The sequence below is a fragment of the Mesorhizobium sp. B2-1-3A genome, assembly GCF_006442655.1.
Lineage (GTDB): Bacteria > Pseudomonadota > Alphaproteobacteria > Rhizobiales > Rhizobiaceae > Mesorhizobium.
In genome coordinates this window covers 498,168-511,529 of record NZ_VFWK01000003.1, presented here as the reverse complement: position 1 = coordinate 511,529, position 13,362 = coordinate 498,168, and the positions used below count along the sequence as shown (strand labels likewise).

Below are 13,362 nucleotides of genomic sequence, written 5' to 3'. Positions count from 1 at the left end.
CTTCTTGATTTCGCCGTTAGCCGCCGATGGCTGCCTTACGGGCTTCGACGATGACGTTGTAGAAGTCCGGCTTCACCGGAACGTAGCCGGTGAAATCGCCACCTTCGACGCCTTCGAAGCAAGCCTTGTCCTTCTTCGGCAGTTCGGTGAAGAAGGCGGCGAGCTTGGCGGTCATCTCGTCGCCGAGCGCGGTGCGCACGACCAGCGGGCCGTTCGGGATCAGGCCCGAGCGCCAGACTTCGACGAAGTCGTTCGGGTCGACAGCGCCCTTGGCGACGACCTTGTGGAAGGTGCCGGAGGTGAAGCCGTTCTTGAAGTCGCCGATGCCCGAGGAATCGTCGACAGCGACATCGACCTTGCCGTCGCGCACGGCCAGGATGTTGTTCTCATGGCCGCCGTTGAACTGGGTCGAGGCGAAATAGGTCTCGTTGGAGGCGCCGGTGTCCTTCGGAATCTGGGTTAGCGGGATCAGGTAGCCGGAGGTCGAATCCGGATCGGCATAGCCGAGCTTCTTGCCCTTGGCCGACTTGATGTCGGTGATGCCGGAAGACTTGAGCGCCAGGCCGATCGAATAATAGCCGGTCGCGCCGTCGGTCTGCTGGGTGGTGAGGATCGGGGTGACCGCCTTCGGATCCTTGATATAGACGCTGGCATAGCCGGAGGCGCCGAGTTCGGCGAAGTCGAGCGTGCCACCGAGCAGGCCCTGGATGACGCCGTCATAGTCGGCGGCGGGGAACAGCGAGACCTTCTCGAAGCCGAATTCGGCCTTCAGATGGTCGGCCAGGCACTGGTAGTTGCGCAGCCGGTCGGTTTCGTTTTCACCGCCGAGGATGCCGACGCGGAATTCCTTCAGATCGGCGGCGTGGGCCATGCTGGTCGCCATGGCGAGCACCGAAACGGCGCCGAAAACCATCTTCCTGAACATTTGATGTCTCTCCTGTAAGTTCCGGCCCCGCGCCGGCAGCGTTCTTGATCTTGAAAAGTGCCCTTGACGCGGGCGGACGATCCAGGCCGCTCTTTCTTGAACTCAGTAACCCGGGAATGCGGGTTCGAGCGGTCCGGCGGATGCTGCGATCTTTTGCTTGAAGGCAACGCTGGTGGAGGTGATGGCCTCCGATATCTCCGCGCCATTGCTGTCGGCGCCATAGACGAGGCGCACGGCCTCACGGTTCAGCTCTTCGGGCGGGCCGTCGAAGACGACCTTGCCGGCGGCCATGCCGATGATGCGGTTGCAATAGGCACGCGCGGTATCGAGCGTATGCAGATTGGTGACGACGGTGATGCCTTCGCGCAGGTTGATGTCCTGCAGGGAATCCATCACCACCTTGGCGTTGAGCGGGTCGAGCGAGGCGATCGGCTCGTCGGCGAGGATAACCTTTGGCTGCTGCATCATGGCGCGGGCGATGGCGACGCGCTGCTGCTGTCCGCCTGACAGCGTGCCGGCTGGCTGCAGAGCGGTACGGGCGATGTCGAGCCGCTCCAGGGCGGCGACTGCCTCGGCGCATTCGGCGCGCGAAAACATGCCGAGAAGGTTGGACAGGGTCGAACGATGGTTCAACTTGCCGAGCAGCACATTGGTCAACACGTCGAGGCGCGGCACTAGGTTGAACTGCTGGAAGATCATGGCGCAGTCGCGCTGCCAGCGCCGCAGCGGTGAGCCGCGCAACTGGGAGACCTCGGCGCCGTCAAAAAAAATCGACCCCTGGCTGGGGTCGACGAGACGGTTGATCATGCGAAGAAGGGTCGATTTGCCGGCGCCCGAACGGCCGATGACGCCGACCATCTGACCCTGCGGGATCGAGATGGTGACGTCGCTGACGGCGGTGTTCTTGCCAAATCGTCGGCTGACACCGCGGATTTCGAGCGTGGCAGAGCTTGCTGACATGGGCTGGTTCCAGTCCGGTCCATATTGATCGTCAGGCATTCGCCTAACGCAGCCACATGAACCTGCCGTGTCGCCAGCATGTCAGTTTTGTTACGCTCCACAGGCTTGGCGGCTGGCGCCTTGCCGGCGATCAGCCGAGCACCAGCAATTCCTCGAAATGCTTCATGTCGCGGAAAGCGCAGAAGGCGGGTGGCTTAATCTCGATCACCGGCGCCTGCCTTGCGAAAAGCGCCAGGCCATCATCGAACAGCGCCTGCCACGCAGCCGCCCTGTCGTCCGCCAGACGCTGGATCTGATAGGCGAAGGTGATGTGGAAGACGTAAGTGTCGTGATCGGGATGCCGGTAGCCGAACGGCACCGCCAGCGCATCGCGCCATTGACGCATGATGCGCACATCCTCGTCGGTCGCGCCGGCAACGGTGAGACCGGTCGGCACGATCTCGACCACCTTGATGTTGAAGGGGCCGAAGCCTTCGAAACCCTTCAGGCGCTCCAGATAAAGCCGGGTCATGGCGTCGATGCTGGTGTCGAGCGGCACGTCCTGCGGCCAATAGGGCAGGCGGCGGCGGTACTCGATGATGCCCTGGAACAGGGTCATGTGCAGGCTGGAGACGGGCGTGAAGGCCAGCCGATCGGCATCGGGCATCGCCAGCATCTTGTCGCGCACCGCAAGCACCACGGCCTCGGAGGGTGAGCCGCTGACGAGATGGCTGACGACGGTGTTGCCGGGCTCGGTCAGGAAATTGCCTGAGGTGTCGTAGCGCGTGCCGAGATGCGCCGGCGGCATCGGATTGGAGCCGGCAAAGAATCCGGCGAGTGAGGGTTTGACTGTATCGAGCATGGCGATCTCCTTGGGGAGATGGCGTCCTGTCCGAGTCCTGTGTCAGGGATATGAAAGGGCTCCCCGATGACGATGATGCGAGGGAGCCACCTTTCCTGGAACTGCCTACCCCCCGTATTTCTCCAGGAACGCCTCGGCCGAAAGTTCGCGAAAATCGTCAAGTGACGCGCGCAGCCTGGCATGGTCCCAGTCCCACCAGGCAAGCGCCTGGTAGCGTTCGGCGGTGCGGCGGTCGAAGCGCTCGCGGATCGGCTTTGCCGGCACGCCGGCGACGATGGTGTAGGGCGCGACATCCTTCGACACGACGGCTCCGGCGCCGACCGCGGCGCCATCGCCGACAGTAACGCCGGGCAGGACGGTCGAACCGTGGCCGAGCCAGGTGTCGTGGCCGATGCTGACGCGCTTGGCGCGGCGTTGGGCGAAGAACTCGCTCTCATGCTCGGCATCGTCCCAATAGTCCGACGCGCGGTAGGTGAAATGGTGCAGCGTCGGCCGCCAGGTCGGGTGGTTGGTGGCGTTGAGGCGCACGCTTGCGGCGATGTTGGCGAACTTGCCGATCGTCGCGCACCAGACGGCGCAGTCCTGCATCATGTAGGAATAGTCGCCGAGTTCGCTTTCCGAGACCCGGCTGCGGTCGGCGATCTCGGTCCAGCGGCCAAGCGTCGAGTTGTGTACCTCCGCCGTCGGGTGGACCAGCGGCGTCTCCGACAATTTCCTGGTCATGCGGCGAGTTTTCCCGGAGCAAAGGCGGTGACGTCGATGATGCGGTCGGCAACCGCCTCGCGCACATCGTGATCGTGGAAGATGCCGAGCAGGGCGACATCCGCCGCCTTCTTGGCGGCGATGAGTTCGATCACCACGTCGCGGTTGGTGGCATCGAGCGAGGCGGTCGGCTCGTCGAGCAGCAGGATCGGGTGTTCGGTGATGAAGCCGCGCGCGATGTTGACGCGCTGCTGCTCGCCGCCGGAGAAGGTCGCCGGCGGCAGCGCCCAGAGTTTTTCCGGCAGGTTGAGCTTCGCCAGCAGTGCGCGCGCCTTGCCTCTGGCCGCCTCGCGCTCCTCGCCGCGTTCGACCAGCGGCTCCGCGACGACATCGAGCGCCGAAACGCGCGGCACGGTGCGCAGGAATTGGCTCACATAGCCGATCGTTTGCCGGCGCACGGCAAGCACGGTGCGCGGGCTGGCATTGGCGAGATCGATCAGCCCGTCGTCGTGCCTGACGATGATCTGGCCTTCATCGACGGCATAGTTGCCGTAGAGCATCTTCAGGATCGAGCTCTTGCCTGCACCGGACGGGCCGCCGAGCACCGTGCATTCGCCAGCCTTGATCGAGAACGAGACGCCAGCGACGACGGGCAGCTTGATGCCGTCGCGCAGGTGCATGGTAAAGCTCTTGGCGACGTCGGAAACAACGAGCGGGGTTGGCATGATCAGTGTCCTTTGTCTTGCCGCATGATCCGGTCCGAAAACCGGCTTCCACTTTTCGGGATCATGCGGCTACACCTGCAAAATCGAGGAAACGAGAAGCTGCGTGTAAGGGGCGCGGGGATCGTCGAGGACGCGGTCGGTGAGTCCGCTTTCGACGACGCGGCCGTCCTTCATCACCATCATGCGCTGCGACAGAAGACGTGCGACGGCAAGGTCGTGGGTGACGACGATGGCCGCCAGGCCAAGATCGTTGACCAGTCCGCGCAGCAGATCAAGCAGGCGCGCCTGCACCGAGACGTCGAGGCCGCCGGTCGGCTCATCCATGAACACCAGCCGTGGCCCGGTGACGAGGTTGCGGGCGATCTGCAGGCGCTGGCGCATGCCGCCGGAAAAGGCGCGGGGCTCGTCGTCGATGCGGTCCTGCTCGATCTCGACGCGCGACAGCCAATCGACGGCCGTGGCGCGGATCTTGCCGTAGTGGCGGTCGCCGACCGCCATCAGCCGTTCGCCGACATTGGCGCCGGCCGATACCGTCATACGCAGGCCATCGGCCGGGTTCTGGTGGACGAAGCCCCAGTCGGTGCGCATCAGGAAGCGGCGTTCGGCCTCGCTCATGCGGTAGAGCTCACGGAACTGGCCGTCACGCATGCGGTAGCTGGCGGTGCCGGAGGACGGCAGCAGCCGCGTCGACAGACAGTTGAGCAGCGTCGTCTTGCCGGAGCCGGATTCGCCGACGACAGCCAGGACTTCACCGGGCCACAGGTCGAAGGAGACGTTGTCGCAGCCGACGCGCGAACCGTAGAATTTGGAGAGCGCGGAGACGCGCAGCAACGGTTCGTCGGTCATTGTGCCGGCTCCATTTTTTCCGAGGCATGATGGGCATCGGGGGCAAGGTGGCCGCGATGGCCGTCGGCTCGCCGCTTCTCGCAGTGGTCGGTGTCGGAGCAGACGAACATGTGGCCGCCATGGTCATCGAGGATGACTTCGTCGAGATAGACATTCTCGGCGGCGCACAGTGCGCAGGGCTGGTCGAAGGTCTGCACCTCGAAGGGGTGATCCTCGAAGTCGAGGCTGACGACCTCGGTGAAGGGCGGCACCGCGTAGATGCGCTTTTCGCGGCCGGCGCCGAACAGCTGCAGGGCAGGCGAGCGGTGCATCTTGGGATTGTCGAATTTCGGCGTCGGCGAGGGGTCCATCACATAGCGGCCTTCGACCTTCACCGGATAGGCATAGGTGGTGGCGATGCGGCCGTGCTTGGCGATGTCCTCGTAAAGCTTCACATGCATGAGGCCGTACTCCTCCAGCGCATGCATTTTCCGCGTTTCCGTTTCGCGCGGTTCGAGGAAGCGCAGCGGCTCGGGGATCGGCACCTGGTAGACCAGCACCTGGCCCGCGGTCAGCGGATGCTCGGGGATGCGGTGGCGGGTCTGGATGATGGTGGCGCTGGCGGTATCGGCGGTCACCGCGACATTGGCGACCTTCTTGAAGAAGGCGCGGATCGAGACCGCGTTGGTGGTGTCGTCGGCACCCTGGTCGATGACCTTCAGCACATCATCTGGGCCGATGATCGAGGCGGTGACCTGGACGCCGCCGGTACCCCAGCCATAGGGCATCGGCATTTCGCGCGAAGCGAACGGCACCTGATAGCCGGGGATGGCGATGCCCTTGAGGATCGCCCGGCGGATCATCCGCTTGGTCTGCTCGTCGAGATAGGCGAAGTTGTAGGTGGCGATGTCGGTCATGATGCTGCCTCCAATCCCTTGGCATAGCGCTCCAGGCGGTCCGCAAGCGTGCCGGTGTGCAGTTCGAACATGTGATTGTCGTCGTCGTAGAAATAGATCGAGCGGCCTTCACCCTCGACGCGCGGACGCGGCGGGCGCATGTCGAGGCCCAGCCTGGCGATGCGCTCGGCGTAGCGGTCGAAATCGGCGTCGTCGATCTTGAAGGCGATGTGGTTGTAGCTGCGCTCCGGCAGTGCCTCGCCTTGCATGATGGCGATCCAGATGTCGCCGATCAGGAAGAATTTTTCGCGCGACAGCGAGAACTGTTCGGCGTCGCTGGCATAGACCTCGCGCGCGTCGAAGATGCCCTCGAGGATGGCGCTCATCCGGTCGAGATCGCGGACGATGAAGGTCATGTGGGACAGGCCTTCGATCATTCCGCGGCCTCCCGCTTTTCTTCCACCTTTGTGGGGTGCTCCCGGGCCTCGTACTCGGCGCGCATGCGGCGCACGAGGTCGAGTTCGGCCTGGAAGTCGACATAGTGCGGCAGCTTCAGATGCTCGACGAAACCGGTCGCCTGGACATTGTCGGAGTGCGAGATGACGAACTCCTCGTCCTGGGCGGCGGCGACAATGTCCTCGCCGAGCTCGGAGGCACGCAGTGCTCGGTCACACAGCGCCATGGCCATCGCCTTGCGCTCGCTCTGGCCGAAGACGAGGCCGTAGCCGCGGGTGAATTGCGGCGGTGCCTTGGCCGATCCCTTGAACTGATTGACCATCTGGCATTCGGTGACCCGCACCGTACCGAGCGGGGCGGCGAAGGGCAGTTCGGGAATGTCGAGTTCCAGCTCGACCTCGCCGATGCGGATTTCGCCGACGAAGGGATGGTTGCGGGCGTAGCCGCGCTGGGTGGAATAGCCGAGCGCCAGCAAGAAACCTTCGTCACCGCGCGACAGGGCCTGCAGGCGGATGTCGCGCGCCATCGGGAATTCCAGAGGCTCGCGGGTGATGTCGCCAGGGACATGATCCTGCGGCATCTCGCCATCCGGTTCGATCAGGCCCTCGCGGGCGAGGATCGCCGAGACGCGCGGCATGGCCTGCACTTCAGTCTCGCGCTGCAACGGTTCGGCGACATCGGCGCCGGCGGCAAGCTCGGGATCGAGCAGCCGGTGGGTGTAGTCGAAGGTCGGGCCAAGCAACTGGCCGCCGGGCAAGTCCTTGTAGGTTGCCGACACACGCCGTTCGACCCGCATGGCGCCGGTGTCGATCGGTCTGGAATAGCCGAAGCGGGGTAGCGTGGTGCGATAGGCGCGCACCAGGAAGATCGCCTCGATCATGTCGCCGCGCGCCTGGACGATGGCGAGTGCCGCCAGTTCACGGTCATAGAGCGAGCCTTCGCTCATCACCCGATCGACGCCGAGCGACAGCTGCTCGACGATCTGGTCGAGGCGCAGCGCGGGCACCGAACGGTCGCCGCGCCGGCGGTCGGCGAGAAGGCTGTGGGCATTGGCGATTGCGGCCTCGCCGCCTTTTACCGCGACATACATCTTACGCCTCCATCGTCTTGATACGTGTCGTGCGCGGAAGGCAGGCTATGCCTTGCGATGTGGCGAGGATGACGTCGACACCGCGCGGAAAGCGCTTGTTGTTCTGCTTCCACTGCTCGATGAAATGACGCGGCATCTGCGCCGGCGCGATCACGGCGCTGGTTTCGATGCCGGGGCCTTCAAGCAAGAGCGGCGCACCTGATACGAGGTCGCTGACCTGGAGGATCAGCGTGGTCGATCTGTCGGGGTAATCCTGCGTGCCTTGCGCAAAACCGTCGAGCGCCATCATCTCGGCCGGTGTTGCGATAAACGCGAAATGCGCGTCGGCCGGCGTGTTGGCCATCGGCGCGCCGGTATGGAAACCAAGCCAGGAGCCGATCGCGGAGGAGGTGTGCAGGGCCGGGTCGAGCCATAGCGGCGTGTCGTTGTCGCACAGCGCCAGTGCCACCGCGCCTGACGTTGCCGAGAGCGGCGCCGGCGGACGGGCCAGGACAGGCAAGGGCTGTACGCTGCCTGGCCGTGCCATCGCGTCCATGATTGCGCGGAACACGGTCTGGGCGTTGAAGACCGGATCGGCGAAGCCGCCCTCGATCGATTGTGCTGCGATATCCATCAGTCTTCTCCGCGAACCATGGTGAAGAAATCCACCTTCGTTGCCGCCGTCTCGGCGCGGCGTTTTTCGTTGGCGGCGGCAAGCGCCGACCTCAGAGGCGCGATCAGCCTGGTCTCGACTTCGGCGCGGCTGGCAGGGTCCTGCCACAGCGCGTCGGCTATTGCCGCCAGCTTTGCCTTCTGCTTGTCGCGACCAAGCGCGTAGCAATGGCCGACCTGACCGGACGGCAAACGGACGGTGGCGCGGGTGACGGTCGCCTCGCCGACATTGAATGGCGCGCCGCCGCCGCCGATACGACCGCGCAGCGTCACGAGCCCGGTCTCGGGACCACGCAGCAGTTCGGCTTGCGAAGGCAGGCCAGCCTCGTTCCAGAGCCGGACGATGTCGTCGCCGCTCGACTGCGCCAAAGTCGCCATGGCGGCCTTGCGTTCGGCCTGGTCGCGGGCTTCCTGTCCTCGCATCAGCAGAATTCCTCTTTGCCAAATTTGTCTATTGATATAGACAACTATACAAATTATACATATTACCTAACGCGAGTCCATGACGCGTGGATGACAGCCGATGGAAGGCGGGGGCAAATTCATGACCGGACGACAGGAAGCCGACAGTATCGAACGGCGCAGCGGCGTCTCGCTGTGGCGCCAGATCGCCGACAGGATCCTGCAGGCGATCGCCATCGGGGATTTCGCCGAGAATGCCGCGCTGCCGCCGGAGGTGGCGCTCGCCGAGCGCTATGGCGTCAACCGTCACACGGTGCGCAGCGCCATATCGGCGCTCGTGCAGGAAGGGGTGCTGCGGGCCGAGCAGGGGCGCGGCACCTTCGTCTTGTCGCGCAAACGGCTGTCCTATCCGATCGGCGCGCGCACACGCTTTTCAACAGGCCTGCAAGGGCAGACATCGGAACGGCATATCGTGTTGCTCGCTTCATCGATCGAGCCCGCAAGTCAGCGTGTCGCCGAGGGCCTTGGGTTGGCCAGGGGTGCCGAGGTGATCAGGCTCGAGACACGCGGTGAAGCCGACGGACGGCCTGTGTCGCGTGCTGCCGGCTGGTTCGATGCCAGACGCTTCACCGGGATCGACAAGGCGATGGCCGAGACCGGGTCTGTCACGGCCTCTCTGGCTCGTTTCGGGATAGACGATTATCTCCGGCAATCGACCGTGCTGTCAGCGCGCCATGCCGATGCCGCCGATCTTGCCGACCTGGACCTGCAGCCCGGCGCCATCGTGCTGGTCACGGTGGCCGTCAACGTCACGCCGGACGGCCAGCCGATCCAGTTCTCCGAATCGCGGTTTCCGGCCGAGAGGGTGGAGTTGAAGCTGTCGGCGCTGTAGGGAATGCCGGCCTTTTACGAGACCGTGACCAGCCCGGTCGTGCCTAACTGTCGGCGGCTGCTCGTTCGAGGATCGGCTTCCGCCAATCCGTCGCTGCTTCGCAGCGCCACCTTTCCCCCCTCCGGAGGGAAAGGAAGGGCGCATCGCTGGAGTAGCGGTGGCTGCAATAGGTTAGTGCCCTTCCTCTACCCCGTCGATCGGGGGAGAGGTGGCTCGGCGAAGCCGAGACGGAGTGGGGGTCGACTGCACTGCGCGTCCTCAATTCGGGCCGGGTTCACCGCTTGCCGTATTACGACACCACCTCGATCACAGCCTTGATCAGGCCGGATTTCTCATGCGCCCAGCGGGCGAGGTCGCGCGGCGTGCCGTCTAGTGTGGTGCGGTGTGTGACGAGCTTGGCCAATGGCACGGCACCGTTGCGGATCGAGGCAGCGACATGATCGAAGTCGGCGCGCAAAGCGTTGCGGCTGCCGATCAGCGTCATTTCACGCTTGTGAAATTCAGGGTCGGAAAAGACGATGTCGTCCTTGACGACGCTGACCAGCACCAGCGTGCCGCCGTGGGCGACATGGGCGAAGGCCGACTGCACTGATTGGGTGTTGCCGGTGGCGTCGAAGACCATGTCGAAGCCTTCGCCTGATGTCGCTTCCCTGACCAGATCGGGCACCGCGCCGCGCGAGCCATCGAGGGTCTTGAAGCCGAGTTCGGTTGCGGCGAAGGCGAGCCTTTCGCTGCTCATGTCGAGCAGGGTCACATCAAGCTCGGCGATGCGGGCGAAGATGGCGGTGCCGAGCCCGATCGGGCCGGCGCCAATAACCAGCGTGCGGGCACCGGGATCGGCGCGGGCGCGCCGCACGGCATGCGCGCCGATGGCCAGGAATTCGACGGCGGCGGCGTCGGCCAGCGACAGGCCATCGGCCGGATAGAGATTCTGCGCCGGGACAAGAATGCGTTCGCACATGGCGCCGTCGCGGTGGACGCCGAGCACCTCGATCCTGACACAGCAATTCGGCTTGCCGTGCCGGCAGGCGATGCACTTGCCGCAGGAGAGATAGGGGTTGATGACGACCGGTTCGCCAATGGCAAGGTCGACGCCCTCGCCGGTCTCGACGATGGTTCCCGACACCTCATGGCCCATGATGCGGGGGTAGGCGAGGAAGGGGTGCTTGCCCTCGAAGATGTGGTAGTCGGTGCCGCAGATGCCGACATGGCTGACCCCGACCAGCGCCCAGCCGGCAGGCGGCGCGCCAGGCTGGGGACGGTCTTCCAGGACGAGTTCGCCGGGCGAGCGGCAGACGACGGCTTTCATGTTTTCAATCCAGTCTCCAATGAAATCGCCGGCCTGAAACGATTGACGCAATTCCGCGCGGAAAACCGTTTCACACTTTCCTGGAATGCTTCAGACAGGCCGGCGATCGCTTTCGGTTTGTTGCTATTTACCGCCGCGGCGGCGCAGACCGTCGAAATACACGATGACGATGATCAGCGCGCCGGTGATGATGCGCTGCCAGAAGGCGTTGACGTTGAGCAGGTTGGCGCCGTTGTTGATGGTGGCGAGAATGAAGGCGCCGAGCAGCGGGCCGTGCACCGAGCCGACCGCGCCGAACAGCGAGGTGCCGCCGATCACCGAGGACGCGATCGCCTGCAACTCCCAGCCTTCGGCCTGGGTCGGGTTGCCGATGCCGATGCGCGAGGCCAAGAGCACGCCGACAAAGGCCGCGCAGAGGCCCGACAGCGTATAGGCCATGTAGATGGTGCGCTGGACGTTAACGCCGGACAGGCGCGAGGCCTCGGCGTTGGAGCCGACCGAGAAGAGATAGCGGCCCCAGCGGCTGTGATGCAGGAAGATGTAGGCCGGAATGCCGACCAGGATCACCATCCAGAACAAATTGGGGACGCCGAGGAAGGAGTTGCGCGAGAATTCCTGGAAGGCATCGTTGTTGATGGAGATCGAATTGCCGTTGGTCATCAAAAGGCCGATGCCGCGCAGTGAGGTCAGCGTCGCCAGCGTGATGATGAAGGGCGGCAGCCCCATCTTGACGATGCCGAAGCCATGGAACAGGCCGATGGCGACGCCGACCAGCAGCGTGATCAGGATGGCCAGGAAAACCGGTATGCCGGCATTGATCAGCATCGCGGCGATGACGGTGGCAAAACCGACCACGGCACCGACGGACAGATCGATGCCGCCGGTTATGATGACGAAGGTCTGGCCGACCGCCAGGATGGCGATCATCGAACCCTGACGCAGAAGGTTCGAGATGTTGTTGGCCGAGGCGAAGCTCGATGTCGACAGCGACAGGATGACCCAGAGCAGTACCAGCAGCGCCAGCAGCGTCAGCCCGAACAGGGCGTTGTAATTGCGCTTGGGTTTTTCGGCAGGAATCGCCTCGGTGCTCATATCTTTCCTCCCAGCTTTTCTTGTTTCTCGGCGAGCGCCTGTGTCAGAATTTCCTCGTGATCGGCGGTGCGGAACCCATGTGTCGCCACCAGTTTGCCGCGGCGGAACACATGCAGCGTGTCGGCCAGTTCATAGACTTCCGGCAGATAGGACGAGATCAGGATGATGCCGGCGCCCTTCGACAGGAGCGCGCCGAACAGGCGGTAGATTTCGGCCTTGGTGCCGACATCGACGCCGACCGTCGGCTCGTCGAAGATGAACAGCTTGGCGCCATGCGCCAGCCATTTGCCGATGACGATCTTCTGCTGGTTGCCGCCGGACAGGCTGGAGGCCAGCGCATTGCGTGTCGGCGTCTTGATGCGCAGATCGGCGATCTGGCGGTCGGCCTGGGTCTTTTCCTGCGCGCCGGAGATCAGCAGGTTGTTGGAGATGCGCTTGTAGATCGGCAGGTTGAGATTGAGGCCGACTGGCAGGTTGAGGCAAAGGCCCTGGTCGCGGCGGCTTTCCGGCGCCAGCGCCATGCCGAGCTTGATGGCGTCATGCTCGGAGTTGATCTGAACCGGCTTGCCTTCCCACAAAATCTCGCCGGCCGATTTGCGGTGGCGGCCGTAGAGCGTGGTGACGAACTCGCTGCGTCCGGCGCCGATCAGCCCGTAGAGCCCGACGATCTCGCCGGCGCGGACCGTCATCGAGACATTTTCGAAGCCCTTGCCCGACAGGTTCCTGGCCTCGACGATCGCGGCGCCGGGGGTGAAATGTTCCTTGTGATAGACCTGCTCGATCGAGCGGTTGATCATCAGCTTGACCAGTTCGGCGTCGTTGGTCTCACTGATGTTCCTGGTGCCGACCAGCGTGCCGTCACGCAGCACGGAGACGCGATCGGCCAGCTCGAACACTTCCTCCATGCGGTGGCTGATGTAGATGATGGTCACGCCTTCGGACTTCAGCCGGCGGATCAGGGTGAAGAGCTGGTCAGCCTCCTTGCGGGTGAGGTAGGCGGTCGGCTCATCGAAGATCAGGAATTTGGTGCCGCGCACGGTGGCGCGGGCGGCGGCGATCAACTGCTGCTGGCCGATGGTGAGGTCGCCGAGCACGACATGCGCCGGCAGGTCGAAGCCGAGATCGTCGATGATCTTCTGCGCTTCCTTGACCATGGCGCGCTGCTGCAGGATGCCGAAGCGCGAATTCTCCTCGCCGAGGAACATGTTGGCGGCGACCGTCAAATGCCGGCAGAGCACGACTTCCTGGTGCACGGCGTTGATGCCGAGCGCCATCGCTTCATGCGGGGTCGCCAGCGCGGCAGGCTTGCCTTCCCAGACGACCTCGCCGGAGGTGCGCGGCATGACGCCGGTCAGGAGCTTGATCAGTGTGGATTTGCCGGCGCCGTTCTCGCCGACGATGGCGTGGATTTCGCCTGCCTTGAAGGCCAGCGTCACCGGCTTCAGCGCGTGGGTGCCGGGATATTTCTTCTCCAGGCCGCGCAGTTCGAGGATCGTCCTGCCAGGCTCCAGCACGGGGGCAGGATGCAGGTCTTGCGCCGTCGATGTCATGACAATCCTCCCAGATTGGCCTCCCAGATTGGTCTCACAATCCGGT

At 64.2% G+C, this 13,362-nt stretch carries 15 protein-coding genes; 1 reads left to right on the top strand and 14 read right to left on the bottom strand.

The genetic code is table 11. The features are described 5' to 3' along the window. Positions 1 to 16 precede the first annotated feature (16 nt). The 11 genes from phnD to phnG all read right to left on the bottom strand — a co-directional run bounded on the left by phnD (position 17) and on the right by phnG (position 8,494). Positions 17 to 925, bottom strand: coding sequence for a phosphonate ABC transporter substrate-binding protein (phnD, locus tag FJ977_RS13770; protein ID WP_140772153.1), 909 nt, complete (start codon positions 923 to 925; stop codon positions 17 to 19). Positions 926 to 1,027: 102 nt separating this feature from the next. Continuing rightward, on the bottom strand, positions 1,028 to 1,885 hold the full coding sequence (phnC, locus tag FJ977_RS13765) for a phosphonate ABC transporter ATP-binding protein (RefSeq protein WP_140772151.1): 858 nt from the start codon (positions 1,883 to 1,885) through the stop codon (positions 1,028 to 1,030). Positions 1,886 to 2,015: 130 nt separating this feature from the next. After that, positions 2,016 to 2,726, bottom strand: coding sequence for a DUF1868 domain-containing protein (locus FJ977_RS13760; protein WP_140772149.1), 711 nt, complete (start codon positions 2,724 to 2,726; stop codon positions 2,016 to 2,018). Between the two features lie 105 nt (positions 2,727 to 2,831). Continuing rightward, the gene (locus tag FJ977_RS13755) at positions 2,832 to 3,449 is read right to left on the bottom strand and encodes a DapH/DapD/GlmU-related protein (RefSeq protein WP_140772147.1); all 618 of its coding nucleotides are present in this window, start codon (positions 3,447 to 3,449) and stop codon (positions 2,832 to 2,834) included. Then, positions 3,446 to 4,153: a phosphonate C-P lyase system protein PhnL gene (gene phnL, locus FJ977_RS13750; protein ID WP_140772145.1), complete on the bottom strand. Its 708-nt coding sequence runs from the start codon at positions 4,151 to 4,153 to the stop codon at positions 3,446 to 3,448. Before phnL ends, FJ977_RS13755 begins: the two co-directional genes overlap by 4 nt. 69 nt (positions 4,154 to 4,222) lie before the next feature. Then, positions 4,223 to 4,999: a phosphonate C-P lyase system protein PhnK gene (phnK, locus tag FJ977_RS13745; RefSeq protein WP_140772143.1), complete on the bottom strand. Its 777-nt coding sequence runs from the start codon at positions 4,997 to 4,999 to the stop codon at positions 4,223 to 4,225. Further along, a complete protein-coding gene (locus tag FJ977_RS13740) occupies positions 4,996 to 5,895 on the bottom strand; it encodes an alpha-D-ribose 1-methylphosphonate 5-phosphate C-P-lyase PhnJ (protein ID WP_140772141.1) in 900 nt (299 codons plus the stop codon). The genes phnK and FJ977_RS13740 overlap by 4 nt, the downstream gene beginning before the upstream one ends. Further along, a complete protein-coding gene (gene fosX / locus FJ977_RS13735; RefSeq protein WP_140772139.1) occupies positions 5,892 to 6,311 on the bottom strand; it encodes a FosX/FosE/FosI family fosfomycin resistance hydrolase in 420 nt (139 codons plus the stop codon). Before fosX ends, FJ977_RS13740 begins: the two co-directional genes overlap by 4 nt. After that, on the bottom strand, positions 6,308 to 7,420 hold the full coding sequence (locus tag FJ977_RS13730) for a carbon-phosphorus lyase complex subunit PhnI (RefSeq protein WP_140772137.1): 1,113 nt from the start codon (positions 7,418 to 7,420) through the stop codon (positions 6,308 to 6,310). The genes fosX and FJ977_RS13730 overlap by 4 nt, the downstream gene beginning before the upstream one ends. A 1-nt stretch (position 7,421) precedes the next feature. Next, positions 7,422 to 8,033, bottom strand: coding sequence for a phosphonate C-P lyase system protein PhnH (gene phnH / locus FJ977_RS13725; RefSeq protein ID WP_140772135.1), 612 nt, complete (start codon positions 8,031 to 8,033; stop codon positions 7,422 to 7,424). After that, on the bottom strand, positions 8,033 to 8,494 hold the full coding sequence (phnG, locus tag FJ977_RS13720) for a phosphonate C-P lyase system protein PhnG (RefSeq protein ID WP_140772133.1): 462 nt from the start codon (positions 8,492 to 8,494) through the stop codon (positions 8,033 to 8,035). The genes phnH and phnG overlap by 1 nt, the downstream gene beginning before the upstream one ends. 121 nt (positions 8,495 to 8,615) lie before the next feature. On the opposite strand from phnG, the gene phnF reads away from it, so the two are divergent. Then, positions 8,616 to 9,365, top strand: coding sequence for a phosphonate metabolism transcriptional regulator PhnF (gene phnF / locus FJ977_RS13715; protein WP_140772131.1), 750 nt, complete (start codon positions 8,616 to 8,618; stop codon positions 9,363 to 9,365). 289 nt (positions 9,366 to 9,654) lie between these two features. Here phnF and FJ977_RS13710 read toward each other — a convergent pair whose 3' ends face one another. The 3 genes from FJ977_RS13710 to FJ977_RS13700 all read right to left on the bottom strand — a co-directional run bounded on the left by FJ977_RS13710 (position 9,655) and on the right by FJ977_RS13700 (position 13,316). Next, complete coding sequence (locus tag FJ977_RS13710) at positions 9,655 to 10,674, bottom strand: zinc-binding alcohol dehydrogenase family protein (RefSeq protein ID WP_140772129.1); 1,020 nt, start codon at positions 10,672 to 10,674, stop codon at positions 9,655 to 9,657. A 123-nt stretch (positions 10,675 to 10,797) separates the two neighbouring features. Beyond that, positions 10,798 to 11,766 carry an ABC transporter permease gene (locus FJ977_RS13705; RefSeq protein ID WP_056577896.1) on the bottom strand — a complete coding sequence of 323 codons (969 nt, stop codon included), beginning with the start codon at positions 11,764 to 11,766 and terminating at the stop codon, positions 10,798 to 10,800. After that, positions 11,763 to 13,316 (bottom strand): sugar ABC transporter ATP-binding protein, encoded by a 1,554-nt coding sequence (locus tag FJ977_RS13700; RefSeq protein WP_140772128.1) that lies wholly within the window; start codon positions 13,314 to 13,316, stop codon positions 11,763 to 11,765. Before FJ977_RS13700 ends, FJ977_RS13705 begins: the two co-directional genes overlap by 4 nt. Positions 13,317 to 13,362 lie beyond the last annotated feature (46 nt).

Coding starts and splice junctions, on each gene's coding strand:
- phnD (WP_140772153.1), bottom strand. CDS start 925: ATGTTCAGGAAGATGGTTTTCGGCGCCGTTTCGGTGCTCGCCATGGCG.
- phnC (WP_140772151.1), bottom strand. CDS start 1,885: ATGTCAGCAAGCTCTGCCACGCTCGAAATCCGCGGTGTCAGCCGACGA.
- FJ977_RS13760 (WP_140772149.1), bottom strand. CDS start 2,726: ATGCTCGATACAGTCAAACCCTCACTCGCCGGATTCTTTGCCGGCTCC.
- FJ977_RS13755 (WP_140772147.1), bottom strand. CDS start 3,449: ATGACCAGGAAATTGTCGGAGACGCCGCTGGTCCACCCGACGGCGGAG.
- phnL (WP_140772145.1), bottom strand. CDS start 4,153: ATGCCAACCCCGCTCGTTGTTTCCGACGTCGCCAAGAGCTTTACCATG.
- phnK (WP_140772143.1), bottom strand. CDS start 4,999: ATGACCGACGAACCGTTGCTGCGCGTCTCCGCGCTCTCCAAATTCTAC.
- FJ977_RS13740 (WP_140772141.1), bottom strand. CDS start 5,895: ATGACCGACATCGCCACCTACAACTTCGCCTATCTCGACGAGCAGACC.
- fosX (WP_140772139.1), bottom strand. CDS start 6,311: ATGATCGAAGGCCTGTCCCACATGACCTTCATCGTCCGCGATCTCGAC.
- FJ977_RS13730 (WP_140772137.1), bottom strand. CDS start 7,420: ATGTATGTCGCGGTAAAAGGCGGCGAGGCCGCAATCGCCAATGCCCAC.
- phnH (WP_140772135.1), bottom strand. CDS start 8,033: ATGGATATCGCAGCACAATCGATCGAGGGCGGCTTCGCCGATCCGGTC.
- phnG (WP_140772133.1), bottom strand. CDS start 8,494: ATGCGAGGACAGGAAGCCCGCGACCAGGCCGAACGCAAGGCCGCCATG.
- phnF (WP_140772131.1), top strand. CDS start 8,616: ATGACCGGACGACAGGAAGCCGACAGTATCGAACGGCGCAGCGGCGTC.
- FJ977_RS13710 (WP_140772129.1), bottom strand. CDS start 10,674: ATGAAAGCCGTCGTCTGCCGCTCGCCCGGCGAACTCGTCCTGGAAGAC.
- FJ977_RS13705 (WP_056577896.1), bottom strand. CDS start 11,766: ATGAGCACCGAGGCGATTCCTGCCGAAAAACCCAAGCGCAATTACAAC.
- FJ977_RS13700 (WP_140772128.1), bottom strand. CDS start 13,316: ATGACATCGACGGCGCAAGACCTGCATCCTGCCCCCGTGCTGGAGCCT.